We start from the raw sequence: 25,460 nt of genomic DNA, 5'->3' as shown, positions 1-25,460 counted from the left end.
CTCCTCAGATCGCGCCGGCGGCGCGCAGTTCGGTGATCCGGTCGTCGGCCAGGCGCAGCACCTGGCGCAGGACCTCGTCGGTGTGCTCGCCCAGCCGGGGGCCCACCGAACGCAGCCGGCCCGGGGTGCGGGACAGCCGGGGCGCGACGTTCTGCATCGGGAACGCGCCCATCTCCGGGTGGTCGAGTTCGACGATCGCCTCGCGCGCGGCGAAGTGCTCGTCGGTCAGCATCTCCCGGGCGGTGTAGACCGACCCGGCCGGTACGCCGCCCAGATGCAGCAGCCGCAGCAGCGCGGCCGGTTCGAACGTGACGGTCCACGCCGCGATCAGGTCGTCCAGTTCGGCCTGGTGCGCGCCGCGGGCGGCGTGGGTGGCGTACCGGGGGTCGTCGGCCAGGTCCGGGCGGCCCATCACCGCCGCCAGGCGGCGGAACACCGTGTCCTGGTTCGCGGCGATCAGCACTGTGGCGCCGTCGCGCGTCGGGTACGCGTTGCTCGGCGCCACGTTGGGCAGGATCGAGCCGGTCCGCTCCCTGATGTAGCCGGTGAGCGCGTACTCCGGCACCAGCGACTCCATCAGGGCCAGCACCGACTCGTAGATGGCGCTGTCCACCACCTGGCCCTGGCCGGTGCTGGTCGCCACCCGCAACGCCATCATGGCGCCGAGCGCGGCGAACGTGCCGGCCAGCGAGTCGCCGAGGCTCACGCCGATGCGGCTCGGCGGCGTGGACGGGTCGCCGGTGACGTGCCGGATCCCGCCCATCGCCTCGCCGATCGAGCCGTAGCCGGCCCGGGACGCGTACGGGCCGTCCTGCCCGAACGCGGTGACCCGCACGACGACGAGCCGCGGGTTGATCCGGTGCAGCTCCTCCGGCGCGAGCCCCCAGCGTTCCAGCGTGCCCGGGCGGAAGTTCTCCACGAACACGTCGGCGCCGGCGAGCAGGTCGCGCATGAGCTGCTGTCCCTCGGGCATCCGCAGGTTGCAGGTGACCGACTTCTTGTTGCGGGCCACCACCGGGAACCACAGCGACTTGCCGTGCGGCTTCTCCCGCCCCCACTGCCGCATCGGGTCGCCGCCGTCCGGCTGCTCGACCTTGATCACCTCGGCGCCGAAGTCGCCGAGCAGTTGCGCGCAGAACGGCCCGGCCAGCAGCACCCCGGCCTCCACCACCCGCACGCCGGTCAGCGGCCCGTCGGGAAAGCCGTCGGTCATCCGGCCGGCTCCGACAGTCCGAACATCTTCTCGATGCGGGCCTCGGCGAACCGGGAGACCGCGCCCGCCCGGGTCACCGACCGGACGCCCTCGATCTTCAGCAGCGCCGGGCGGACCAGGGAGCCCATGGTGACCGGCGCGGACGGGCAGGCGGCGCAGCGGCCGTGGAACGTCACCCGGGCGTCGCCGTCGGCGTCCACGTCGACTGTGACGCCACCGCCGTGCGCCTCGACGAGCTGGCGTACCTTGCCGTCGAGCGCGCGGTCGGCGGCCTTCGCCGTCTTGTCAGCGCCCATCCTTACGGCCCTTCTTCGCGGACTTCTTGCCGCTCTTGCCGTACAGCTCCTTCTTCTTGGCCTTCACGTCGATGCCGAGCACCCGGGCGAAGTTCAGGCCGAAGATCTTCTCCTTGATCTCGTCGGTCAGCTCCGGGTAGCCGTAGCCGTCCTGGAGGTCCTCCGGCATGCGCATCTCGGCGAACAGGTCGATGTACGCCTGCACCTTCGGCCAGACGAACGCCTCGGAGCCCCAGAGCAGCCGGTCCGGGCCGACGTGCAGCAGGCACTTGCCGATGGCGTGCAGCGCGGCGCGCGGCGCGACCGGGTACTGGTTGATCCAGGCGGTCAGCGCGAGGTGGATGTTCTCGTACCGGGCCGCGATGTTGATCGTCTCGTTGATGAACGGCTCACCGAGGTGGTGCACGATGAACGTCATCTCGGGGAAGTCCTGCGCCGCGCGCTCCAGGTCGTACGGGGCCAGGTCGGCGATGTGCTGGGTGTTGAACGCCAGGCCCTTGTGGAACTGCACGTTCGTCACGCCGTGTTCGAGGGCGGTCTCCCACAGCGGGTACGCGACCTGCCGGTCGTCGATCTTCCAGGACAGGCCGCCGGAGTGCGCCTGGTAGAACTTGAAGCTGGTGGCGCCCCACTCCTCGATCTGGCGGATCATCTCGGTCACCGCGCCGTAGCGGCCGTGCGTGATCGGGTCGACACCGCCGCAGAACAGCACCCGGTCCGGGTACGCCTCCTTGAGCTTGTAGTTGTTCTCCGCCGGCGAGAAGCCCAGCTTCCAGCCGCCGTGGCTGGGCACCGTCTGGGCCATCGCCATGTCGGTGTCGGACTCCTCGAACATCAGCCGGTACGCGTCCTCGACCGACAGTTCGCGGCCGGAGATGTCGTCGTACGGGTAGCCCGGCGCGGAGTACTTGCGGGCGTACTCGACGAGCGCGTTCGTCGACTTCTTGCCGCCGTGGTTGAAGTCGATGTTCTCGTCGGTGAGCTTGTACATGTGGATGGCGTTGTCGAGGACGAAGAAGCCGTTCTTCATGGGGTGGGACGTCCCTTCGGGGTGGTGTCGTTCTCCAGGCGTTCGACGTGCCGGACCGCGAGCTGGCGGCGGCGGCGCACCGACCACGCGGCGACCGATACGCCGGTGATCACGGCGAGGCCGTTGAAGACGCGCTCGATCCAGGTCGCGGCGCCGAGGTGTTGCAGACCGGCGATGGTGAAGGTGATGAAGTACGCGGCGATCACGGTGCCGAGGATGTTGACCCGGCCTGGTCGCAGCGCGGCGGCGCCGAGGAAGGCCGCTGCGAAGGCCGGCAGCAGGAACTGTTCGCCGACCGTCGGCTGGGCCGAGCCGATCCGCGAGGCCAGCAGCACGCCGGCCAGCGAGGCGAGCACCGCCGCGCCGACGAACGCCCGGACGGTGTAGCTGCGGACGTCGATGCCGGCCCGGGCGGCGCCGCGCAGGTTGCCGTCCATCGCGTAGAGCCGCTGCCCGAAGGGCGTCCAGACGACGATGAACTCCAGCGCCAGCACCAGCACCACGAGGTAGATCAGCGGCAGCGGGACGCCGCCCAGGTCGCCGCGGGCGATCTCGGTGAACGCCGGCGGCACGTTCTGGTACAGCACCCGGCCGCCGGTGACCATGTAGAGCAGACCCATCAGCAGGCTGCCCACGGCGAGCGTGGCGATGATCGAACTCATGCCGAACTTCAGCACCAGCAGGCTGTTGAGCAGGCCGACCGCGACGCCGACGGCGAGCACCGCGAGCAGGGCCAGCCAGATCGGCACGCCCTGCACCGCGATCAGCCAGATGCTCACGCCCTGCGCCAGGCCCAGCATCGGGCCGACCGACGCGTCCAGATAGTGCGCCAGCAACGGCAGCGTGGCGGCCATCGCCACGATCACCGTCACTGTCTGGTTGACCAGGATCAGCCGGAAGTTGGTGGTGGTGAAGTACGTGTCCGGGGTGAGCGCGGAGAAGACCGCGATCACCAGGACGAGCATGCCGAGCAGCCCGAACCGGCTCACCCCCTCGACCGCCCGCTCCCCGGCCCCGGCGCGGGACCGGTCGGCGCTCTGCTTGACGACGGTGCGGCCGCCGCCCGGGGGCGTCTTCGTCGTGGCGGCGGTCATCGGACCGCCTCCCCCGCCGTGGCGAGCGTGCCCGCGACGATCAGCTGCACGCACCGTTCGACGTCGAGCCCCTCGGTGGGGCCGTGGTAGACGTTGCGGCCGCCCTTCATCACCAGCAGCCGGTCGGCCATCGACAGGACCTCCGGGATCCGGTGGCTGATCACGATGACCGCGTAGCCGCGGTCGCGCAGCCGGCGGATCAGCGCGTTGACGCCGTCGGACTCGGTGGTGCCGAGCGCCGCGGTCGGCTCGTCCATCACCATCACGCGCGGCTCGTTCTCGGTGACCAGCGCGCGGGCGATGGCGACCATCTGCCGCTGCCCGCCGGAGAGCCCCTCGACCAGCACGTTCATGTCGTGCAGGTCGATGCCCAACTCCTCCAGCACCGTCCGGGTACGCTCGCGCATCGCCCGCTTGCGCAGCACGGGCAGGCCGCGTACACCGCCGGTCCACTCGCGGCCGAGGAAGACGTTCTCGACGATGCTCAGGTTGTCGGAGAGCCCGAGATCCTGGTAGATCATCTCGATCCCGGCGGACCGGGCCGCGCCGATGGTGTGCGGCGTCAGGTCCCGGCCGGCCACCCGCAGGCGGCCGGTGTCCGGCGCCAGCGCGCCGCTGACCATGCTCATCAGCGTGGACTTGCCGGCGCCGTTGTCCCCGACGACGCCCAGGATCTCGCCCGGGCGCACGTCGAAGGAGACGTCGGTGACGGCGCGTACCCGGCCGTAGGACTTGCTGACGCCCACCGCCTCCAGCACCGGGGCGGCACTCATCGGGCCTCGCTCCACATCTTCTCGTAGCGCTCGGCGTAGTTCACGTAGCTGTTCCAGTCGACCGCGCCGTCCTTGGGGGCGTTCGTCTTGTCGAAGACTGTGGCCGGGATGCCCTGCTCGGCGTCGGGCAGCGCGGGCTGACCGGCGGCCAGCCGGCCCACCTGGTCGATGGCGGCGTAGGCGTTCCAGCCGCGGATGGCGCCGAAGTCGGCGAGCTGGTCACCGGCTGCGACGCTGCCCAGCCGCTCCGGCTCGGCGTTCTTCGACAGCACCTTGATGTCGTTGCGGCCGGCGGCCCGGATGGCGGCGATGACGGACTCCACGCCGTTGCCGTACGGGGTGAGGATGTACTGCAGCTTGTCGCCGTGCTTCTGGATCAGCGAGGTGGTGATGTTCTGCATCTCGATCGGGTCGACCGCCTGCGCCAGCGTGCGCTCGCGGACCTCCAGCAGCTCGCAGCCGGTGCAGCCGGCGAGCACGCGCTTGCTGGCGTTGAGCGCCTCGACCAGGTGCGGGTAGCCGACGTCCCAGAGGAAGACGACCTTGGCCTTGCCGTTGGAGTCGGCGACGGCCTTGGCGGTGGCCAGCACCGCCTGGAACGTCTCCCGGCTGGACACGTGCGCGTCGTAGCCGACCGCGCCGCCCTCGGCGACGGCGGAGACGCCCACGACCGGGATCTTCGCCTTCTGCAGCTCGGCGATGCCGTCGGCGACCTGGTTCTCCGGGATGGCGACGGTGATGACGGCGGTGGGCTTGTTGGCGGCGGCGGTGGCCAGCGCCTTCTGGTAGCCCTCCGGGGTGCCCTGCCCGTCCAGGATCTCGGCGCTCCAGCCGAGCTTCTCGGCGATGGCGGTGGCCCGCTTGCCGACCTCCTCGCAGGAGGTGCCGATCTTGCAGACGATGATGTTGAGCTTGCCGTTCGCCGGCGGCTTCACCGACGTCGTCGGCCCGGACCAGTCCTCGTAGACCTTGATCTTGTCGAGGGTGATGTCGGCTTCCTTGCCCTCGAAGTAGAGCATTCCGCCGGTGCCGGCGGCGATCAGCTTGCGGGCCGTCTCGGTGTACTCGTCGTTGACCGCTGCGGGCGTGTCGGAGGCGGTGCTCTCCGCACCCGATCCGCAGGCGGCGGTGGTGAGCAGAAGGGCGGCCGCCCCGAACGCGGCGGCGGCGGCGCGGAGCCGGCGGGCTCCGAAAGTGTGTGTCACGGTGCTACTCCCTCGGTGGGTGGCAGTCGTCGAAAAGAAGCGAATCGATGAGTCGGCGCAGGGAGGGGCGAAAACAAACCCGGCGCGTGACGGGCGCTTCGGGTTGCATGCAATCGCAGTCCAACACGATCAACATCGACAGTCAATAGTTCACAATGCCGAAACATAAGCCCTGCTAGAGAGCGTTTCTCCAGCCCGCGAGGGAGGCGCGTTCGCCCCGACCGGGCGGAGAAATTGTATTTTTCCGACGTGAGGCTCGCGGGGTACGCGTCAGCGGACGGACGCCGCGGAACGCCCGATGCGCAGGACCGCCCGGCCGTGCTCGGTCAGCATCCGCGCGCACCTTCTCCCCGCCCAGGCCGTGCAGGCGCAACGCGTTGCCGCCCATCAGCTTGGCGAACACGTCCGGGGTGAACTCCGGGAAGCCCCACCCGTCCACCAGATCACGGGGCATCTCGAAATCCGTCAAGGCGTCGATGATCGGCTGCGGGTGCGCGGACGGCACGCCGGTGGCGAACATGATGCGATCCGTGCCGCCGTGCATCATGAGCATGCCGACGATCTCGGCGAACCGGCGCGGCTTGCGCACGATCATGTTCGACACCGACTCGATCGTCGCCCAGATGTTCGGGTGGGGTGTGGCCGATGCGGTACAGCGCGTTCACCATGCCGTCGTACGCGGCCCGGGAGCAGTGCGGCGCCCGGTTCCCGGGCCGGAAGTCGTACCCGTGGACGACACCGTCCACCACGACCATCCCATTGATCATGTCAACTCCGTTCTCCTGTCGACGGGAGCGCGACGAGGTGGTGGACGGGCGCGGCCGCTCGTCGGGGCGTTGCGCGGTATGTGATCGCGGCCACCAGCGGCCCGAGAATGTACACAACATAGGTGCGCAGCCCGGAGCGGTCAAGACTGTCTCGTGGTCAGTGAGATCGGCCGGCACATGCCGCCAGCAGCGTCTTCACCTGGTAGTTTTCCCGATTTTCTCGACACGCCGGGTCGAATGAGACCCGGCGGCGAGCACGGCAGCCGCCGCCTCGCGGAGAATCCTTGACAGTGATTGCATACATTGCTTGACTCTCTCGCCATGACAGAGCAGGCAGCGACAGTCCCTCGTCCCGGGGACGTCGAGCGCCGCCGGCCTCGGCGGCTCGACCCCGTTCTGGTACGAGGGCTACACCTGACCATGTCCGTGTCTGCCCCGCAGGCGGCCGTCCGGCGGAGCACGGTTCTCCCCGTGCTCCGCGGCCACGGCGCCACCCTCGCCCTGGCCGCGCTCTGGGTCGCGCTGGTGCTGGCCACGCCGTGAAGTCGCCGGCCTTCCTGTCCCACCAGACCGTCATCGCGGTGGCCTTCAACATGGCGTTCATCGGCGTCCTGGTCGTCGGCGTCAGCCTGGTGATGCTCAGCGGTGCCGAGTTCGACCTGTCCGTCGGCGTGACCGCTGTGGCCGCCGCGCTGATCGCCGCCCAGCTGCTGACCGACGGCGCGCCGTTCGCCGTGGTGCTGGTGGCGGTGCTGGTGTTCGGCACGCTCATCGGCATCGTGAACGCGGCGCTGATCGTGCGCGGCCTGCGGCCGGACCGGATCCAGGCCGGCGCGCTGGTGTCCTGCGGGCTGGTCGCCGGCCTCGCCGGGCTGGTCCTCGCGTCCCAGGGCGACATCGTCCGGTCCACGCTGACCCCGGGTACCGAGTTCCGGGTGATCTCGATCCTGCTGCTCGGCGGGATGGCGCTCACCGGCCGCCGGGGCAGTGGCGCTGTTCGTGCTGACCAGCACCGCCGCGGCGGTCGCCGGGTGCGTCCAGGTGATGCGCACCGGCGCCTCGGCCGTCACCCTCGGCGAGGGCACCGAACTGTACGTCTACGGCGCGCTGCTGATCGCCGGGTTCCGGCTCGCCGGCGGCGGGCACGGGAGCCCGATGACCGCGTTCCTCAGCCTGCTCTCGCTGAGCATCGTGCTGAACATCTTCCGGCTGCGCGGCATGCCGCTGCCGCTGGGCGACATCCTGCTCGGCGTCACGCTGCTCGGCGCGGTGTCGCTCGGCTGGATCCGCCAGCGCACCCAGCGGCACTCCCCCGAGCCGGAACCCGAACCGGAGGCCCGCCCGCACGCCGTGCCGGCCTGACCTCCGCCCGCACCAACGAGACGACCGACGAGAGAACAGGGACGACATGAACGACTATGCCCGCGGCCCGTTGTCCGGCTTGCGCGTGATCGAAGCCGGGGTCCTGCTGGCCGGGCCGTTCTGCGGCCAGATCCTCGGCGACCTGGGCGCCGACGTGATCAAAGTGGAGGAGCCGGGGCGGGGCGACCCGATGCGCGAATGGGGACGCGAGCGGCCGTACGGCAAGTCGCTGTGGTTCCCGGTGCTCGGCCGCAACAAGCGCTCGGTCACCCTCAACCTGCGCGTTCCGGAGGGGCAGGAGGTGCTGCGCCGGCTCGCCGCCGAGGCCGACGTCCTGGTGGAGAACTTCCGGCCCGGCACGCTGGAGCGCTGGGGCGTCGGCCCGGACGTGCTGTGGGACATCAACCCGCGGCTGGTGATCGTGCGGGTGTCCGCGTACGGGCAGTCCGGGCCGTACGCCGAACGCGCCGGGTACGGCTCGATCGGCGAGGCGATGGGCGGCATCCGCTACACCACAGGCGATCCCGATTCGCTGCCCAGCCGGGTCGGCATCAGCATCGGCGACTCGCTGGCCGGCACGTTCGCCGCTGTGGGCGCGATGGGCGCGCTGCGGGTGGCCGAGGCGACCGGCCGGGGCCAGATCGTCGACAGCGCCATCTACGAGTCGGTGCTCGCGCTGATGGAGTCGCTGGTGCCGGAGTACGCGATCGGCGGCTACATCAGGGAACGCACCGGCTCGATCCTGCCGAACATCGCGCCGAGCAACGTCTACGTCGCCTCCGACGGCGGCATGGTGGTTATCGCGGCGAACCAGGACACCGTGTTCCGCCGGCTGGCCGAGGCGATGGCGCAGCCGGAACTGGCCGCCGACCCGCGGTTCGCCGGGCACACCGACCGCGGCCGGCACCAGCACGAGCTGGACGAGCTGATCGCCAAGTGGTGCGCCGGGTACGCCGGGGACGAGCTGCTGGAGCTGCTGCACCGCCACGGTGTGCCGGCCGGGCGGATCTACACCGCCAAGGAGATGCTCACCGACCCGCACTTCGCCGCCCGGGAGGCGATCGTCCGGCTGGAGCATCCGGACCTCGGCGAGTTCCCGATGCAGAACGTCGTGCCGAAGCTGACCGCGACGCCCGGCGGCATCCGCCGCGTCGGGCCCGAGCTGGGCGAGCACACCGACGAGGTGCTCCGCGACGTCGCCGGACTCGACGGCGACGAGATCTCCCGCCTGCGCGCCGCGGGCGTCGTCTGAGCCCACCCCACCCACCACCACGGAAGGAACCCCTCATGGACAACTTCACCAAGACGTCGGTCACGATCGGCGCCGCGCAGCGGATCCTCGCCGCCGCGATCGCCAAGGCCGAGCAGATCGCGCTGCCGTGCGTCATCGCCGTCGTCGACGAGAGCGGCGTGTTGAAGGCGTTCGCCCGGATGGACGGCGCGGCGCTGCTGTCGGTGCAGGTCGCGCAGGACAAGGCGTACACGGCGGCGGGCTTCGGCATGCCCACCGACGGCTGGTACGACTTCATCAAGGACGACGCGCCGCTGGCCACCGGCGCGACCACGGGCATCGACCGGCTGGTGGTGTTCGGCGGCGGCTACCCGATCACCGCCGACGGCGCGGTGATCGGCGGCATCGGGGTCAGCGGCGGGCACTACACGCAGGACATGGAGGTCGCGCGCGCCGGGCTGGACGCCGTCGCGTGACCCGGCCGCCGGCACGGGGCCCGGGCTCCCCGGCCATCGGTCCCGTGCCGGCGCCCGCCCGGCCCGCCCCGGCTGGTCCCGCCGGGGCGGAACGGCCGGGGCGCGCCGGCGCGACCGGCTCACGCGACGCCGGCCAGCCAGGACTCGTAGTCGAGCGCGGCGGTCAGCTCCGGCCGGTCCCGGCCGCGCAGCGCGCGTGCCAGCGCCGACGCCGGGCCCGCGCCGATCGTGGCGACCCGTGCGGCGAGCGCGGCCCCGGCGTCCGGGTCGGCCGACACCGACCCGATCAGGCCGTGCCGCAACGCCTCGTCGGCGTCGAGCGTGGCGCCGGTCCAGGCCAGGTGTGCCAGCACGCCGGTGCCGGCGACACCGGCGAGCAGCCGTCCGGCGCCGCCGGCCAGGAACGCCGCCGGCGAGCCGGTGCCGAACGTCGCGGTGGGCGCGGCGACGCGCAGGTCCGCGGCGAGGGCCAAGCCGAGCCCGAGGCCGCGTACCGCGCCGTCGACGTGGACGATCACCGGGCCGGGTGCGGCGTGCACCCGCAGCACGAGTTCGTGCAACTGCCCGCTGACCACCGGCTGGGTGAGGTCGTCGGGCTCGTGCCGCCAGGCGTCGCCCTCGACGCGGATCAGCAGCGGCTCCCCCGGCGTACGGGCGTGGCGCTTGAGCGCGTCGAGCAGGGCGGCCCGGGCGGCCGGGCCGAGCCGTTCGCCCGCGCCCGGGTCGGCGGCCTCGTGTACCTGCGTCACGTGTCTCTCCTATCGGCCGGTGAAGCGGGCCGGACGCTTCTCCAGGAACGCGTCGATGCCCTCGATGTGGTCGTCGGTGGACAGCAGCGTCAGCAGCAGCGAACGCTCGTGGGCGAGGCCGGCGGTCAGGCCGACCTCCTCGGCGGTACGCAGCGCCTGCTTGCCGAGGCGGGCCGCGACCGGGCTGCGGGCGGCGATCGAGGCGGCCAGCGCGATCCCCGCCTCGACCACCCGTTCGGCGGGCACCACCTGGCCGACCAGGCCCATCCGCTGCGCGGTCCAGGCGTCCACCAGCCGGCCGCCCAGCACCAGCTCGGCGGCCCGGAACCGGCCGGCGACACGGGCCCAGCGCTGGGTGCCGCCCGCGCCGGGGATGATGCCGAGGTTGATCTCCGGCTGGCCGAACACGGCGGAGTCGGCCGCGACCACCGCGTCACACGTCATGGCCAGCTCGCACCCGCCGCCCAGGACGTATCCGGCGACCGCGGCGACGGCCGGCTTGCCGAAGCGGGCGAACCGGTTCCAGCACTCCACCCGCTCGGAGAGCAGGTAATCGGCCGGGGACGTGCGGCGCAGCTCGCGGATGTCCGCGCCGGAGGCGAACAGTCGCGGGCCGCCGGTCAGCACCAGCACCCGTACCGCCGGGTCGGCCTCGGCCCGGTCCATCGCGGCGGCGAGCGCGCGCAGGACGTCGGCGCTGAGGGCGTTGCGTGTCTGCGGCCGGTCGATGGTGGCGACCGCCACCGCGTCGTGTACCGCGTAACCGACGGGTTCCACGGATCACCTCCCTGTCGTCCGCACCAGGCGAACATACTCTTCGGTATGTCGTCAAGATCTTCGCGGACGGCTTGGCAAGCGCACGACACAAGGGAAAACAGCATCCGGGAAGCGCTTGACACACTTCCAGCGCACCGCCTAGACATCTTGACATACGCAACGGTATGGCGTGCGGCGCAACGACCGGCCCGCGCCGGAGAACCGGGAGGCACCACGTGTCCGTGATCTGGGAGCCACGCCTGGACGACGAGGGCCGCCACTGGCGCGACCTCGCCCGGGACGTGGCGGCGCGCCACTTCGCGCCGCTGGCCGAGGAACTCGACAGGGAGCAGCGCTACCCGTGGGAGAGCGTGCGGGTGCTCGTCGAGGAAGGGCTGGCCGGGCTGCTCGTGGAACGCGAGCACGGCGGGCGGGGCGCGTCGTTCGTGACCGCCTGCGCGGTCATCGAGGAGGTCTCCCGCGCCTGCCCGTCGACCGGCGCGATCCTCACCGCGTACGCGCTCGGCGCCACCCCGCTGGTGCTGGCCGGCACCCCCGAGCAGCGCGAGCGCTACCTGGGTGGCCTGGCCCGGGGCGAGGCGATCAGCTTCGCGCTGACCGAGGAGGGCGCCGGCAGCGACGCCGCCCGGATCCGCACCACAGCCGAGCGCGAGGGCGCGGGCTGGCGGCTGCGCGGCGAGAAGATCTACATCGGAAACGGCGGCGCGTCGCGCTACTACGTGGTCTTCGCGCTCACCGACCCGCAGGCCGGCACCCGCGGCATCACCGCGTTCCTGGTGGACAAGGACGCCGACGGCGTGGTCATCGACAGGTACGAGGACAAGATGGGCATCCGCGGGACGCTCACCAGCAACCTCAAGCTGGACACCTGGGTGCCCGACGGCGACGTGCTCGGCGACCTGAACCGGGGCATGCGGCTGGCCATGCAGACGTTGTCCGCCGGGCGGATCAGCGTCGCCGCCCAGTCGCTCGGCGTCGCCCTGGCCGGCTTCGACGTCGCGTCGCGGGAGGCGGCCCGGCGGGAGACGTTCGGCCGGCCGATCATCGACAACCAGGGCATCTCGTTCCCGCTGGCGGACGTCGCCACCGGCATCACCGCCGCCCGGATGATCACCTTCGAGGCCGCCCGCACCCATCAGGAGGGCGGCGACGTCGGCATCCTCGGCGCGATGGCCAAGCTGTACGCCAGCGAGGTCGCGCACCGGGCGGTCGACACGGCCGTGCAGGTGTTCGGCGGCGACGGCTTCTGCAAGCCCTGCCCCGCCGAGCGGCTCTACCGGGACCAGCGGATCCTGGAGATCTACGAGGGCACCTCGGAGATCCAGCGGCTGGTGCTGGGCCGGGCGATCAAGGCGTCGGTGGCGGCATGAGCGCGTCCTGGCGGCTGAACGTCGACTGGCCCGCGTCCGGCCCGACCCGGGTGTTCGACCTGGCGCAGCAGATGTACACCGGCATCCCGCACCACCCGAACCACCCGCCGTACAGCTTCACGCTGACCAAGCGGCACGGCGAGATCATGTACCCGGACGGCGTCTCCGCCGCCGCCGAGATGATCACCACGGGCGGGCACGTGGGCACCCACGTCGACGGGCTCGCCCACGTCTCCCGGCTCGGCAAGGTGTACGGCGGGGTGGACGTGACCGCGAGCCAGTCGTACGCCGACGGGGTGCCGGACGTGTCGGTGCACGAGCTGCCGCCGATGCTGGCGCCCGGTCACCTGGTGGACGCGACAGTCGCGCTCGGCCGGCCGCTGACACCCGCCGACGGCGTCGGCGCGGAGCTGTTCGAGCGCTGGTTCGCCGACCGGCCCCGCCCCCGCCCCGGCGCCGTGGTGCTGGTGCGTACCGGCTGGGACGAGAAGTGGACGGACAACGCCGCGTACCTCGGTGTCGCCACCGGCGCACCCGGCGTGGACGTCAGCGGCGCGCGCTGGCTCACCGACCACGGCGTGGTGGCTGCAGGCGCGGACACCATCGCGTTCGAGCACATGCCCAGCCCCGCGCTGGCGGTGCACTGCCACCTGCTCGTCGACCACGGCGTGCCGATCATGGAGGCGATGAACCTCGCGCCGCTGGCCGCCGAGGAGGTCTGGGACTTCTTCTTCATCGCCGCCCCGCTGTCCATCCGGGGCGGCACCGGGTCACCGATCCGCCCGCTCGCCGTCGTACCCGACACCACCGCACCGGAGACCACCGCATGACCGCCGACGACGAGACCGCTGCGCGCCCGGCCGCCCCCGGCCGGCGGGACATCCTGGAGGCCGCCGCCACCGCGTTCACCCGCAACGGGTACGCGGCCACCACCATCGACGACATCGCCCGCGAGATGGGCGCCACGAAGGGCCGGGTCTACCACTACTACCGGGCCAAGGCGGACGTCTTCCTGGACATCGTCACCACCGGCATGCAGGAGCTGATCGACGGAATCGAGCCGATCGCCGGCAACGGCGGCCTCGACCCGGCCACCCGGCTCTGGCGGATGGCGCACCACCACGCCGGGCTGATGATGACCCGCAACTCGTTCCAGCGGGTGGCGATGCGCGCGGTCGAGATGCGCCGTCTCGGCGAGGCCCCGGCCCAGCAGCAGGCGCTGGAGACCGTGATCGCCATGCGCGACCGGTACGAGCAGATCTTCGCCGACGTCATCGACGAGGGCCGGAAGGCCGGGGTGTTCCGCGAGGTGGACAGCCGGCTGGCCACCAAGCCGCTGCTCGGCGCGCTGAACTGGATCAGCCTCTGGTACGACCCGCAGCGCGGCGACTACAACACCCGCCAGCGGCTCGCCGACGAGTACGCCGACTTCATCGTCGGCGGGCTGCGCCGGAGCCCGCGATGACCGGGCCGTTCTCCGAACGCCACTGGCACGAGGCCGAGACGTGGCCGCGCGAGCGGCTGGCCGCGTACCAGCTCACCCGCCTGAAGGCGCAACTGTCCTACGTGTACGCCGCCAGCGACTTCTACCGCACCCGGTGGGACGCGCTCGGCTTCCACCCGGGCGACGTCCGGGAACTGGCCGACCTGCGCCGCCTGCCGCTGGTCGGCAAGGCCGACTACGTGGCCGACCTGGCCGCCCACCCGCCGTGGGGCAGCGCCGTCGCCGCGCCGGTCGCGGACCGCCGCCGCGTGCACTTCTCCTCCGGCACCACCTCGAACCCGACTCCGGTGCTGTGGACCGCGCACGACCTGGACCGCTGGGCCGACCTGTACGCGCGGGCCGCGTACAGCCAGGGCGTGCGGGACACCGACGTGTACCAGTGCCTGTTCAGCTACGCCTGGTTCGTCGGCGGGCTCGGCGCGACAGCCGGCTACCAGCGCATCGGCGTGACGCTGCTGCCCGCCGGGTCCGGCGACACCCAGCGTCAGATCGACACGATCTTCCGGTACGGCACCACAGCCGTCGGCGGGACGCCGTCGTTCATGCTGCACCTGGCCGAGACCGCGGAACGCGCCGGCACGCCGCTGCGCGACTCGCCGGTGCGGCGGATCCAGGTCGGCGGCGAACCCGGCGCCGGGGTGCCGGCCACCCGCGCGCACATCGAGCAGCGCTGGGGCGCCAAGTGCTTCGACGGGTACGGCAGCCTGGAGTTCCAGCCGATCGCCTGGGAGTGCGAGGAACAGGCCGGCGGCCACCTGGCCGAGGACTTCGCGTACGCCGAGGTGCTCGACCCGTACACCCACGAGCCGGTGCCCGACGGCGCACCCGGCCTGCTGGTGCTCACCCACCTGGACAAGCGGGCGAGCCCGCTGGTGCGGTGGGCCACCGGCGACGTGGTGGTCCGCGACAGCACCGCCTGCCCGTGCGGGCGCACGCTCGCCCGGCTGCCGGGCGGCGTCGTCGGCCGGGCCGACGACATGCTCGTGGTACGCGGGGTGAACCTGTTCCCGTCCGCCGTCGAGCAGGTCGTCCGGGCCACGCCCGGCGCCTGCGGCGAATACCTCATCGTCCTCGACGAGGACGTCACCGACCCGGTGACCGGCTACCTCACCGGCATCAAGCTGCGCGTCGAGGTGACCGGCGACGGCCAGCGGGTGGCCCGCGAGCTGGCGCACGCCGTGCGCGCCGAGCTGACGGTGCGCGCGGTGGTGGAGACCGTTCCCGAGGGCACGCTGCCGCGCAGCACCCACAAGAGCAAGCGCGTCGTACGCGCCGACCGGAAGGTTCCGTGATGGACAGGCAAGCGTTCCTGGTCGGCGCCGTGCGTACCCCGCACGGCCGGTACGGCGGCGCGCTGCGCGACGTGCGGGTGGTGCGTCTGGGCGGGCTGGCCGGCGCCGAGGCGCTGGAGCGGGCCGGGGTGCCCGCCGAGGCGGTGGACGAGACGGTGGTCGCCAACTGCCGCCAGGCGGGCAACGGCCCGAACCCGGGACGGCAGATCTCGCTGGCGGCGGGCGTGCCGGTGCCGACGCCCGCGCAGACCATCAACATGGCCTGCGCCTCCGGCCTCAAGGCGGTGCAGCTCGCGCACCGGTCGGTGCGGTCCGGCGAGGCCGACGTGGCACTGGCGGTGGCCGCGGAGAGCATGAGCACGATGCCGTACCTGGCGCCGTACACGCTGCGCTGGGACGGTGTGCGCCGCGGCGACGTCCTGCTCCAGGACGGCTGGCGCGACGGCGGCACCGACCCGATCTGCGGCCTGAGCATGGGCGAGACCGCGGAGAAGGTCGCCCGCGAGTTCGGCGTGTCCCGCGCCGACCAGGACGCCTGGTCGGCGCGCAGCCACCAGCGGCTGGCCCGGGCCTGGGAGTCCGGCGCGATGGCGCAGGAGGTCCTGCCGCTGGACGAGCTGGACCGCGACGAGACGGTACGCCCCGACACCACACCGGAACGGCTCGCCCGGCTGCGCCCGTCGTTCACCGACGGCGGCACGGTCACCGCGGGCAACGCCAGCCAGATGGCCGACGGCGCCGCCGCGGTCGTGGTGGCCGGCGGCGAGGCGGTACGGCGGTACGGGCTGACCCCGCTGGGCCGGATCGTCGGGTTCGCGGCCGTCGGCGTGGACCCGACGATGATGGGCGTCGGACCGGCCGAGGCCATTCCGCTGGCCCTGCACCGGGCCGGGCTGACCGCCGCCGACGTGGACCTGTTCGAGATCAACGAGGCGTTCGGCGCGCAGATCGTGCAGAACGTGCGCGCGCTGGGCCTGGACGAGGAGCGGGTGAACGTCAACGGCGGCGGGATCGCCCTCGGCCACCCGACCGGACAGAGCGGCGCCCGGCTGATCGTCTCGCTGCTGCACGAGCTGGCCCGCCGCGACGGCCGGTACGGCGTGGCGAGCCTGTGCGTCGGCGGCGGACAGGGCATCGCCGCCGTGATCGAGCGGGTGACCCGGTGATCGCCGTCGTGGTCGGCCTGGGCCCGATGGGCCGGGGCATCGCGCAGGTCCTCGCCGGGGCGGGGCACACCGTCCGGGTCGTCGACGCCACCGCCGAGCTGGGCCGCGCCGGCCTGGAGCGGATCCGCGCCGACGGCGCCACCGGCGACCTCGGCGCCGCCGCCGACGTCGAGACCGCGCTCGCCGGCGCGGACGTGCTGATCGAGGCGATCGTGGAGGACATGGCCGCCAAGCGCGACCTGCTCGCCCGGGTCGCCGCCGCGGGCGGGCCGGACCTGCTCGTCGCCTCCAACACCTCGTCGCTGAGCGTCAACGAGATGGGCCGCGCGTTCGGCGCCCCGGAACGCCTGCTCGGGCTGCACTTCTTCAACCCGCCCACCCGGATGCGCCTGGTGGAGGTGATCGTCGGTGCGGCCACCGGCGAGGCGACGGTGCGGCGGGCGCTGGCGCTCGTGGAGTCGCTCGGCAAGACCGCTGTGGTGTGCCGGGACTCGCCGAACTTCATCGTCAACCGGGTCTGCCGGCCGCTGTACTACGAGGCGCAGCTCCTCCTCGCGCAGGGCGTCGAGGCGGCGGTGGTGGACGCGGTCGCCCGGGGCGCGCTCGGGCACCCGATGGGTCCGCTGCAACTGCTCGACTTCACCGGGCTGCACACGCACCTGGCCTCGTCGGAGACCGCGCTGCGCGAGTTCGGCGACCCCCGCTACCGGCCCATCCCCCAGGTGCGTGGCCTGGTCCGGGCCGGCCTGACCGGCAAGGCCGCCGGCCGCGGCTTCTACGACTACGCCGTCGAGCCGCCGCGCGACGCCAACGCCCGGGTGGTCCGGCGGCCCGGGGCGCCGAACGGTCCGGCGGCCCGCGTGGTGAGCCTCGGCGCGCCGACCCCGCAGCGGGTGGCGGAGCTGACCCGGCTGGCGGCCCGGCAGAACGTGGTGCTGGACAGCTCCGACGCCGGCTGGGCCGAGGTGCTGCCCGCCGACGTCGGCTGGATCCGGCTGCACCGGCGCGCCGACGACGCCGTGTTCGCCGAGGTGGTCGAGGACCCGGTCGCGGGCGTCGCCGTCCCCGGCTTCGTCAACCGGCTGCTGGACCACCTCGGCGCGTCGTCGGTGCGGGTGCCGGCGCTGCCCGGCCTGGTCGGCGATCGGCTCGCCCACTGCCTGGTGAACGAGGCGGCCACTGTGGTCGAGGAGGGCACCGCCACCGCCGACGACGTGGACGTGGCATTGCGCCTGGCGATGAACCATCCGCGCGGCCCGTTCGAGACGCTGCGGGCCGCCGGGGCGGGGACCGTGTACGAGGCCCTGCGGTCGATGGCCGACGCGTTCGGCGACCCCCGCTACCGGCCGGCGCAACTGCTGCGGCGGCAGGCGATCGGTGAGGCGAGGGCCGCCCGGTGACGCCGGGGGACGACACCGGCGTGGCCGTGCTGCGCGCGGGTGTGCTCGCCGGGCGGCACGCGGTGGTCACCGGCGCCGGCAGCGGCATCGGCCGGGCGGTCGCGATACGCCTGGCCGAGCTGGGCGCCCACGTCACCGGGCTGGGCCGGCACGCCGACACGCTCGCCGCCACCGGCGAGGCGATCACCGGCGAGGCGATCACCGGCGAGGCGGCCACCGGGGGCGGCCGCTACACGTACGCGGTCTGCGACGTCCGCGACCACGACCGCGCCGCAGCCACCCTCGCCGAGGCAGGCGAGGCGCACGGCATCGACCTGCTGGTGAACAACGCCGGCGGGCAGTTCTTCGCCCCGGCCACGCGGATCTCGGCGGGCGGCTGGGCCGCAGTCGTCGACCTGAACCTCACCAGCGTCTTCCACCTGACCACCGCCGCGTACCCGTACCTGCGGCGCACCCGCGGCGCGGTGGTGAACATGTCGCTGTCAGGGGTGGAACGCGGCGGGCAGGGCATGGCGCACGCCGTCGCGGCCCGCGCCGGCGTGCTCGGGCTGACCCGCACGCTGGCCCTGGAGTGGGCCGCCGACGGTATCCGGCTCAACTGCCTCGGACCGGGCACGGTGCACACCGCCGCGCTCGACGCCGAGGCCGACCGGCACGTCCGGGACAACCTGGTGGACCGGGCCACGCCGCTGCGCCGCCCGACCCGCGCCGAGGAGGTCGCCGAGCTGGTGGCGTTCCTGGCCGGCCCGGCCGCCGCCATGATGACCGGCCAGCTCATCCAGCTCGACGGCGGCGCACACCTGGGACCGGGGCTGCACATGCTGGCGGAGGCGTACCGGTGAGCCGCGCCCTCGCCGACGTCGTGGCCGAGCACGTACGCCCCGGACGGCGGGTCTACCTGGGCAACTTCGGCGCGCAACTGTTCGCCGTGGGCCACGAGATGATCCGGCAGCGGATCCGGGACGTGGACGTGGTGATCGCCTCCGGCGGGCTGCTGATGGACCAGTTGCTCGGCGCCGGGGTGCTGCGCTCGGCCACGTACGGCCACTGCTGGAGCCCGGTCGGCCCGGCGCCCGCCTGGAACTTCCGGCGCGCCACGCAGGACGGCGACACCCGCGTCACGCTGCACGAGCTGAGCCTCGGGCTGCTCACCGCAGCACTCACCGCGGGCGCCTGGCGGGTGCCGTTCATGCCGGTGCCGGACCTGCCCGGCACCGGCTACCTGGACGAGGACTGGAGCCGGGGGCGGCTGTCCTCGGTGGACTCGGCGTTCGGGCCGGCCCGGGTGGTCCGCGCCGAGCGGCCCGACGTGGCGTTCGTCCACGTGGACCTGGCCGACGCCGACGGCAACGGGGTGATCCGCGGCCCGCTCGGTGAGGTGCTCGTGGCCGCCCAGGCGGCCCGGCGCACCGTGCTCGTCGCCGAGCAGGTCACCGACGCCGAGACGGTACGCGCCGCCGGGATCAGCATCCCCGGGCTGCTCGTCGACGCGGTGGTCGAGTCCCCCGGCGCGGTACACCCCGACGGCGCGGTCGGCCGGTACCCGCGTGACGTCGAGGCGTACCAGCGGTATGCCCGCCGCTCGGCCACCGCCGACGGCTTCCGGCGGTGGCTGGCCGAGGAGGTGCTGTGACCACAGCGGACTTCCTGGTCCGGGCGGCGCGGGAGTTCCGGCGCGGCGGCTGGGTGTTCACCGGCTTCCACTGGCCGGTGCTCGCCGGCCAGTGCGCGTACGCGCTGCCCGGCGAACCGTTCAGCCAGGTCTTCGAGGCCGGCGCCAGCGCGCACCGGCCCGGCGCGGACGTGCCGACCAGCACCACCGACTACCCGGCGTACGCCGGCGGGTTCGGCTGGCTGGGCGGCACCGCCGACGTGCTCCTGGCGATGGGCCACCGGTTCGACCGGGTGGTGCTCGACGCCGGCAACGTCGACCTGCGCGGCCGGATCAACTCGTCGTACCTGGGCCCCCGGGAGCGGCCCACGGTGCGGCTGCCCGGCGGCGGGGGCGCCGCCGACATCGCGGCGGCGGCACGGGAACTGGTGCTGCTGCACGGCGCACGGGATCCACGCCGGATCGTGCGCGCGGTCGAGCACGTGACCGCCGCGCCCGCCCCGGACGCGCTGGTGCGGCTGCACACCCGGTGGGGCGTGGTGCGGCTCGGCGCCGATCCGCGGCTGGAGGAGGTCACCGCGGACGGCGAGGTGCTGCGTGCCCACCTGACCGCGCTCGGCGTACCCGTCGACGGCGCGGCGCCCCGGCCGCCGGTCGCCGCGGCCGAACGCGCCGCGGCCGTGGGCGTGCTGCGGCGCGCCGCCGTACGGGGCTACTCAGTGGCGAAGGGAACGGACAGAGGATGACTGACGACGATCTCGGTGAGCTGCGCCGGCAGGTACGGAAGCTGGTCGGTGAGTGGCGTGACGGCGACCGGTTCCGGCCGGTGTGCGACGCGTGGCTGCGCTCGTACGACACGGAGTTCAGCCGCGCGCTGGCGGACCGGGGCTGGATCGGCCTGACCTGGCCGCGCGAGTACGGCGGGCAGGCCCGCTCGAACCGGGCCCGGCTGGTGGTCACCGAGGAACTGTTGCGCGCCGGGGCGCCGGTGGCCGCGCACTGGATCGCGGACCGGCAGATCGGCCCGGCCGTCCTGCGGTACGGCTCCCCCGCGCTGCGCGAGCGGTACCTGCCGGCGATCGCCGCCGGTGCGGTGACGTTCTGCCTCGGCATGAGCGAGACCGAGTCCGGCAGCGACCTCGCCTCGGTGCGCACCACCGCCCGCCCGGACGGCGACGGCTGGCGGCTCACCGGCGGCAAGATCTGGACCAGTCACGCCCACCGGTCCACGCACGCGTACGTGCTGTGCCGCACCGGCACCGGCGGCGACCGGCACGAGGGCCTGACCGAGCTGATCGTGGACATGTCCGCGCCCGGCGTCACCGTCCGGCCGATCGTCGATCTGCGCGGCGAGCACCACTTCAACGAGGTCGTCTTCGACGACGTGCGGGTGCCCGGCGACCATGTTCTGGGCACCGCCGGCAACGGCTGGACGCAGGTCACCGAGCAGTTGTCCTTCGAGCGCGGCGGGATGGAGCGGGTGCTCAGCACGTACCCGCTGCTGGCCGCCACCGTCGACGCGTGCGCCGCGCGGCGGGACGCGGACGCCGCGCTGGGCGAGGCGCTGGCCCGGCTGGCCGGGCTGCGCGGCCTGGCCTGGCGCATCGCCGGTGAGCTGGACGCCGGGCAGGCCCCGGTGCACGCCGCGGCGGTGCTGAAGGACCTGGGCACCGAGTTCGAGGCCGACGTCAACGAGATCGCCCGTACCGTGCTCGACGTCGAGCCTGACCCCGACGGCGACGGACCGGCCGGGCTGCTCGCCCAGGGGCTGCTGGCCGCGCCGGGTTTCTCGATCCGCGGCGGCACCACCGAGGTGCTGCGCACCATCATCGCCAAGGGCGCCGCCCGCGCGCCCCGGCGCGGCGGCGACGAGCTGCGGGAGCTGACCGACGACGTGCTCGGCGGTCACGGCGGCGACCCGGACGGCCTGCCCACGCTCTGGTCCACAGTGCACGGGCTGGGCTGGACCGGGGTGTCGGTGCCGGAGGACGCGGGCGGCTCGGGCGGCACGCTCGCCGACCTGGCCGCGCTCGTGCGCGGGCTGGGTCGCCACGGTGTCTCCCTGCCGCTGGCCGGGACCGTGCTGGCCGCCCGGCAGCTCGCCGCCGCCGGTCGCGGCCTGCCCGAGGGCGTCGCCACCGTGGTCGCCGGCGACGGGCTCGCGGTGGCCGGCGGGCGGCTGCGCGGCACGGCTGCCCGCGTGCCGTGGGCCGCCGCCGCGCGGACACTGCTGGTGTACGCGGGCGACGAGGCGTTCGTGGTGCCCGCCGACCACCCCGGCGTGCGGGTCACGCCCGGCCGCAACCTGGCCGCCGAGCCGCGCGACGACGTCGTGTTCGACGTGCCGGTCACCGGCGACATGCGGCTCACCGGCGTCGGGCCCGCCGGGGCGGTACGCGCCGAGGCGGCGTTGCTGACCGCCGCCGCGCTCACCGGCGCGCTGGAGACGGCTGTGGAGCACACCCGGCAGCACGTGACGACGCGGGAGCAGTTCGGCCGGCCGCTGCTGGCGTTCCAGGCGGTCGGGCAGACCCTGGCCCGGATGACCGCGCACACGCTGCTCGCCGGCACCGCGCTGGACGCCGCGCTGGCCGGGCCGGACCCGCTGCGGGTCGCCGCCGCGCGGGTGCTCACCGGCCGGGCCGCGACGATCGTGGCGCGCGGCGCGCACCAGCTGCACGGGGCGATGGGCGTCACCCGTGAGCACCCGCTGCACCTGTCCACCCGCAGGCTCTGGTCCTGGCGGGACGAGAACGGCACCCAGCAGTTCTGGGCCGCCACGCTCGGTGCGGCGCTGGTGCCGCGCGGCAGCGCGGGCGTCTGGTCCTGGCTGACCGATCAGGAGGCTGAGTCATGAGCAAAGTGGAACTGCACAACGCGGACGGGCGCTGGACGCTCACGCTGAACGACCCGGACCGGCGCAACGCCATCGACGCGGAGATGCGCGACGCGCTCGGCGACGCGATCGCCGAGGTGGCCGCCGACCGGCACGCCCGCACGCTCGTGGTCACCGGCGCGGGCACGGCGTTCTGCGCCGGCGCCGACCTGCCCGCCATGTTCGGCGAACCAGGCCGCGGCGTCGCGGAGATCCGCGCCGACCTGCACCGCATCTACGACAGCTTCCTGCGGGTACGGGCGCTGCCGATCCCGACGATCGCCGCGGTGCAGGGACCGGCGGTGGGCGCCGGGCTGAACCTGGCGCTCGCGTGCGACACCCGGATCGTCGGGCCGAAGGCGAAGCTGATCGCCTCGTTCACGAAGCTCGGCCTGCACCCCGGCGGAGGCTGCACCTGGTTCCTCACCCGGGCGCTCGGCCCGGAACGCGCCCTGCAACTGCTGCTCGACGGCGGGAGCGTGGACGGCCCCGAGGCGGTACGCGTCGGGCTCGCCGCGACGCTCGCCGACGACCCGCTGGCGGCCGCGCACGATCGGGCCGAACGGTGGGCGGCGCTGGACCCGGCGCTGGCCCGGGACATCAAGACATCGGTACGCACCGCGGAGACGGCCGGTTTCGCGGCCGCCCTGGAGTTCGAGTCGTGGGCCCAGGCGTCCTCGGCGACCGGGCCGGCGATCCAGGAGGCGGTGGCCGCGTTCCGCAGGTGACCCGTCCGCCGCGGGACCGGGCGGGGCGCCGCTGTGCGCCCCGCCCGGCGGCGTCACGCCGCCGCTCCGGTCAGACCACGGCGGGCTGTGCCTCGGTGGCCATGACGAGCGCGCCGAGCAGCGCGGCGTCCTGCGCGAAGTCCGACAGCACGATCTCCGGCGGGTACGGCAGCGTGTGGGTGAGCCGCTCGGTCAGCAGCTCCCGCACCAGGTCGTTGCCGGCGACGCTGCCGACCAGCACGATCCGCTGCGGGTCGAGCAGCAGGCAGCACGTGACCAGCTGGCGGGCCAGTTCGTCGACGCGCAGGCGGAGCTGCTCCCGTACCGGGCCGGGCTGCTCCGCCGCCGCGCACAGGCCGGCGGCCCGGCCGTCCACGCCGAGGCGCTGCGCCAGCTCGTCCAGGGCCCGGCCGGAGAACGTCGCCTCCAGCATCGGTTCCAGGCGGGGCGGCCAGCTGAGGTCGGTCAGTCCGTAGGCGATCTCGCCGGCCGCGCCGTGGCGGCCCGGCAGCACCTCGCCGTTGACCGTCACCGCGGCGGCCACCCCGGTCCCGAGCCCGACGACGAGGCCCGGATCGGCGTCGCGCAGGGCCCCGAGCCGCAGCTCGGCGTAGGCGGCCGCCTTCAGGTCGTTCGTCACCCGCACGTGCGCCAGGTTGAGGTGGGCGCGGACCGCCTCGCCCAGCCGCAACTGCTCCCAGCCGGGCACGTTCGGCGCCAGTTCGATGCCGTCGTCGTGGACGACGCCGGGCGAGGCGATGCCGGCCGCGACGATCGTGCCGCCGGTCTGCTCGGCGAGTTCGCACGCCCGGTCCAGCGCCCGGGTGAGGGCCTGCTGCGCGCCCCGCTCGGCGATCGTGGGCAGGCGCTCGGAGACGAGCAGCCGGCCGTCGGTGTCGCCCACGCCGATCGCCATCTTGGTGCCGCCGAAGTCGATGCCGAGCAGGCGCGGATTTGCCGGTCGTTCCATGGTGATGTCAGATCGCCCTTCGGGCCGTCGGTCCAGATCACGTGGTCGCCGCGACACGACGTCCGCGACCACGGCCAGCTGCGGCTGCCGCCCCGTCACAGGCCTACCCTCGCCGCGACCGCCTCGGCGAGAGCCGCGTCGGCACGGGTCAGCCGCTCGCGCAACGCCTGCGCCCGCTCCTGCACCGCGTCGAGCATTGTAGACAGTCGTCCGACCTGGTCCCGGACGGCCGCCTCGCCGGGACCGTCGGCCTGGGCGCGGCGCAGCACGAGTTCCGGGCGGACCGCGGCGGCCAGCAGGTCCCGTACCGCGGCGTCGTCGAGCGCCAGACCGAGGTCGGCGGCGGTGGACCGGACCAGATCCTCGGTCCAGGTCGCCGGGGCGCCGCCGCGGACCAGCCGGCCGAGCAGCGAGTGGGCGCCGCGGAACGGCACGCCGTGGCGGGCCAGCGCGTCGGCTGCCGCGGTGGTGGTGGCGCCGGAGGCGACGATCTCCTCGCCGGACGGCGGGCGCTGCGGGTCCAGCTTCTCGATCAGGCCACCGAGCAGCGAGAAGAACCGGTACGCCCGGTCGTCGCCGTCCCAGAGCCGGGACTGCACGTCGGTGGTGGCGTTGTTCGAGTCCTCCCACCAGGCGGCGCCGACGTTGTTGAGCACGCTCGCCGCGTCGGCAGCGGCGGCGCCGGCCATCGAGACGAGGTGTTCCAGCACCACCGGGTTGCGCTTCTGCGGCATGATGCTGCTGCCCTGGGTGAACTCGCCGGGCGTGACCACCCAGCCCCAGCTCAGCCAGTCCATCAGGGTGCGGGCCAGCCGGGCGCCGGTGGCGAGCGCCTGCGCGTTGAGCGTGGCGACCCGGACCAGGTGGTCGGCGCCGGCCACCGCCTCGTACGAGTTAACGATGAGCTGGTCGAAGCCGAGCAGGTCGGCCAGCCGGCGGGGCGAGATGTCCAGGTCGGTGCCGGCGAAGGCGCAGGAGCCCAGCGGCGAGCGGTTCATCTCGTCCAGCAGGCCGGCGTACGCGGCGGCCTCGCCGGCGAGCGCCTCGGCGTAGCCGGCGAAGACGTGCCCGATGCTGGTCGGCTGGGCCGGGCGGCGGTGCGTGTAGCCGGTGATCACCACGTCGGCGTGCCGGTCCGCGCGGTCCAGCACGGTACGGCCGGTCGCCAGCAGCGCGTCGAGCACCTGGAGCAGCTGGTCGCGCAGCACCATCCGGAAGACGCCGGCGTCGAGGTCGTTGCGGCTACGCGCGAGCTGCACGCTCAGCTGCGACACCTCGATGCCGGCCGCGGCGGCGAGGCGCTTCTCCAGCGTGTAGTAGACGTCCTCGACGCTGCCGTCGTACTCCAGTTCCTCCGGCCGGTCCGCGGCGAGGGCGACCAGGCCGCGCAGCATCGTCGCGGCGGCGTCGTCGGAGATCAGCCCCTGCTCGGCGAGCATGACGACGTGGGCCTTGCTGGCCGTGACCATCGCCGGGTAGAGGTGGGCGACGTGGTGGTCGAACACGACGCGGAGGTGGTGCTGTTGGTAGACGGTCAGTGACGGGCTCATGGAGGCCTCCCGAGGTGGTG

At 73.6% G+C, this 25,460-nt stretch carries 26 protein-coding genes; 15 read left to right on the top strand and 11 right to left on the bottom strand.

The genetic code is table 11. From position 1 onward, the window contains the following. Positions 1-4 precede the first annotated feature (4 nt). From IF06_RS0101265 to IF06_RS0101235, 7 genes are all read right to left on the bottom strand, one after another. Positions 5-1,213, bottom strand: a complete 1,209-nt coding sequence (locus IF06_RS0101265) for a CaiB/BaiF CoA transferase family protein (protein WP_013286909.1) — start codon at positions 1,211-1,213, stop codon at positions 5-7. Further along, the gene (locus IF06_RS0101260; protein ID WP_052166116.1) at positions 1,210-1,509 is read right to left on the bottom strand and encodes a NifU family protein; all 300 of its coding nucleotides are present in this window, start codon (positions 1,507-1,509) and stop codon (positions 1,210-1,212) included. Before IF06_RS0101260 ends, IF06_RS0101265 begins: the two co-directional genes overlap by 4 nt. Further along, positions 1,499-2,539, bottom strand: coding sequence for an amidohydrolase family protein (locus tag IF06_RS0101255; RefSeq protein WP_013286911.1), 1,041 nt, complete (start codon positions 2,537-2,539; stop codon positions 1,499-1,501). Before IF06_RS0101255 ends, IF06_RS0101260 begins: the two co-directional genes overlap by 11 nt. Next, positions 2,536-3,633 carry an ABC transporter permease gene (locus IF06_RS0101250; protein WP_013286912.1) on the bottom strand — a complete coding sequence of 366 codons (1,098 nt, stop codon included), beginning with the start codon at positions 3,631-3,633 and terminating at the stop codon, positions 2,536-2,538. Before IF06_RS0101250 ends, IF06_RS0101255 begins: the two co-directional genes overlap by 4 nt. Then, on the bottom strand, positions 3,630-4,406 hold the full coding sequence (locus IF06_RS0101245; RefSeq protein ID WP_036310099.1) for an ATP-binding cassette domain-containing protein: 777 nt from the start codon (positions 4,404-4,406) through the stop codon (positions 3,630-3,632). The genes IF06_RS0101250 and IF06_RS0101245 overlap by 4 nt, the downstream gene beginning before the upstream one ends. Next, positions 4,403-5,611, bottom strand: coding sequence for a substrate-binding domain-containing protein (locus IF06_RS0101240; RefSeq protein WP_030268379.1), 1,209 nt, complete (start codon positions 5,609-5,611; stop codon positions 4,403-4,405). The genes IF06_RS0101245 and IF06_RS0101240 overlap by 4 nt, the downstream gene beginning before the upstream one ends. Before the next feature lie 175 nt (positions 5,612-5,786). Further along, complete coding sequence (locus IF06_RS0101235) at positions 5,787-6,215, bottom strand: hypothetical protein (protein ID WP_041799045.1); 429 nt, start codon at positions 6,213-6,215, stop codon at positions 5,787-5,789. 583 nt (positions 6,216-6,798) lie between these two features. On the opposite strand from IF06_RS0101235, the gene IF06_RS34660 reads away from it, so the two are divergent. The 4 genes from IF06_RS34660 (at position 6,799) to IF06_RS0101215 (ending at position 9,447) form a co-directional block, all read left to right on the top strand. Further along, on the top strand, positions 6,799-6,921 hold the full coding sequence (locus IF06_RS34660) for a hypothetical protein (RefSeq protein WP_013286915.1): 123 nt from the start codon (positions 6,799-6,801) through the stop codon (positions 6,919-6,921). A 456-nt stretch (positions 6,922-7,377) separates the two neighbouring features. Beyond that, the gene (locus tag IF06_RS0101225) at positions 7,378-7,740 is read left to right on the top strand and encodes a hypothetical protein (RefSeq protein ID WP_143025307.1); all 363 of its coding nucleotides are present in this window, start codon (positions 7,378-7,380) and stop codon (positions 7,738-7,740) included. A gap of 46 nt (positions 7,741-7,786) precedes the next feature. After that, positions 7,787-8,992: a CaiB/BaiF CoA transferase family protein gene (locus tag IF06_RS0101220; protein WP_013286916.1), complete on the top strand. Its 1,206-nt coding sequence runs from the start codon at positions 7,787-7,789 to the stop codon at positions 8,990-8,992. 35 nt (positions 8,993-9,027) lie between these two features. Next, positions 9,028-9,447 (top strand): GlcG/HbpS family heme-binding protein, encoded by a 420-nt coding sequence (locus IF06_RS0101215; RefSeq protein WP_013286917.1) that lies wholly within the window; start codon positions 9,028-9,030, stop codon positions 9,445-9,447. Between the two features lie 119 nt (positions 9,448-9,566). Here the strand turns inward: IF06_RS0101215 and IF06_RS32765 are convergent, their stop codons facing one another. Further along, entirely contained in the window at positions 9,567-10,196 is a 630-nt protein-coding gene (locus tag IF06_RS32765; RefSeq protein ID WP_013286918.1) for an enoyl-CoA hydratase-related protein, read from the bottom strand. 9 nt (positions 10,197-10,205) lie between these two features. Beyond that, complete coding sequence (locus tag IF06_RS0101205; protein ID WP_030268370.1) at positions 10,206-10,973, bottom strand: enoyl-CoA hydratase-related protein; 768 nt, start codon at positions 10,971-10,973, stop codon at positions 10,206-10,208. Between the two features lie 215 nt (positions 10,974-11,188). On the opposite strand from IF06_RS0101205, the gene IF06_RS0101200 reads away from it, so the two are divergent. From IF06_RS0101200 to IF06_RS0101150, 11 genes are read left to right on the top strand one after another with little or no spacing between them, the layout of a single operon-like run. Further along, a complete protein-coding gene (locus IF06_RS0101200) occupies positions 11,189-12,343 on the top strand; it encodes an acyl-CoA dehydrogenase family protein (RefSeq protein WP_013286920.1) in 1,155 nt (384 codons plus the stop codon). Beyond that, the gene (locus IF06_RS0101195; RefSeq protein ID WP_052166115.1) at positions 12,340-13,173 is read left to right on the top strand and encodes a cyclase family protein; all 834 of its coding nucleotides are present in this window, start codon (positions 12,340-12,342) and stop codon (positions 13,171-13,173) included. Before IF06_RS0101200 ends, IF06_RS0101195 begins: the two co-directional genes overlap by 4 nt. Continuing rightward, a complete protein-coding gene (locus IF06_RS0101190) occupies positions 13,170-13,808 on the top strand; it encodes a TetR/AcrR family transcriptional regulator (RefSeq protein WP_013286922.1) in 639 nt (212 codons plus the stop codon). The genes IF06_RS0101195 and IF06_RS0101190 overlap by 4 nt, the downstream gene beginning before the upstream one ends. Continuing rightward, positions 13,805-15,139, top strand: coding sequence for a phenylacetate--CoA ligase family protein (locus tag IF06_RS0101185; RefSeq protein WP_030268366.1), 1,335 nt, complete (start codon positions 13,805-13,807; stop codon positions 15,137-15,139). The genes IF06_RS0101190 and IF06_RS0101185 overlap by 4 nt, the downstream gene beginning before the upstream one ends. Beyond that, the gene (locus IF06_RS0101180; protein WP_030268363.1) at positions 15,139-16,305 is read left to right on the top strand and encodes a thiolase family protein; all 1,167 of its coding nucleotides are present in this window, start codon (positions 15,139-15,141) and stop codon (positions 16,303-16,305) included. The genes IF06_RS0101185 and IF06_RS0101180 overlap by 1 nt, the downstream gene beginning before the upstream one ends. Further along, the gene (locus IF06_RS0101175) at positions 16,302-17,705 is read left to right on the top strand and encodes a 3-hydroxyacyl-CoA dehydrogenase NAD-binding domain-containing protein (protein WP_030268361.1); all 1,404 of its coding nucleotides are present in this window, start codon (positions 16,302-16,304) and stop codon (positions 17,703-17,705) included. The genes IF06_RS0101180 and IF06_RS0101175 overlap by 4 nt, the downstream gene beginning before the upstream one ends. Beyond that, positions 17,702-18,547: an SDR family oxidoreductase gene (locus IF06_RS0101170; RefSeq protein WP_030268359.1), complete on the top strand. Its 846-nt coding sequence runs from the start codon at positions 17,702-17,704 to the stop codon at positions 18,545-18,547. Before IF06_RS0101175 ends, IF06_RS0101170 begins: the two co-directional genes overlap by 4 nt. Beyond that, on the top strand, positions 18,544-19,338 hold the full coding sequence (locus IF06_RS0101165; protein ID WP_030268357.1) for a CoA transferase subunit A: 795 nt from the start codon (positions 18,544-18,546) through the stop codon (positions 19,336-19,338). Before IF06_RS0101170 ends, IF06_RS0101165 begins: the two co-directional genes overlap by 4 nt. Further along, positions 19,335-20,063, top strand: coding sequence for a hypothetical protein (locus IF06_RS0101160; protein WP_030268356.1), 729 nt, complete (start codon positions 19,335-19,337; stop codon positions 20,061-20,063). Before IF06_RS0101165 ends, IF06_RS0101160 begins: the two co-directional genes overlap by 4 nt. Then, complete coding sequence (locus tag IF06_RS0101155) at positions 20,060-22,174, top strand: acyl-CoA dehydrogenase family protein (protein ID WP_030268355.1); 2,115 nt, start codon at positions 20,060-20,062, stop codon at positions 22,172-22,174. Before IF06_RS0101160 ends, IF06_RS0101155 begins: the two co-directional genes overlap by 4 nt. Next, on the top strand, positions 22,171-22,920 hold the full coding sequence (locus tag IF06_RS0101150; protein WP_030268354.1) for an enoyl-CoA hydratase: 750 nt from the start codon (positions 22,171-22,173) through the stop codon (positions 22,918-22,920). Before IF06_RS0101155 ends, IF06_RS0101150 begins: the two co-directional genes overlap by 4 nt. Before the next feature lie 70 nt (positions 22,921-22,990). On the opposite strand, the gene IF06_RS0101145 is transcribed toward IF06_RS0101150, so the two are convergent. Then, complete coding sequence (locus tag IF06_RS0101145) at positions 22,991-23,890, bottom strand: ROK family protein (protein ID WP_013286931.1); 900 nt, start codon at positions 23,888-23,890, stop codon at positions 22,991-22,993. A 95-nt stretch (positions 23,891-23,985) separates the two neighbouring features. After that, on the bottom strand, positions 23,986-25,440 hold the full coding sequence (locus tag IF06_RS0101140; protein WP_030268353.1) for an argininosuccinate lyase: 1,455 nt from the start codon (positions 25,438-25,440) through the stop codon (positions 23,986-23,988). Positions 25,441-25,460: the final 20 nt, after the last annotated feature.

This window comes from Micromonospora globosa, assembly GCF_000717585.1.
Lineage (GTDB): Bacteria > Actinomycetota > Actinomycetes > Mycobacteriales > Micromonosporaceae > Micromonospora > Micromonospora aurantiaca.
Note: the sequence above shows the minus strand (reverse complement) of the source record. Positions and strands in the feature narration are given on the sequence as shown.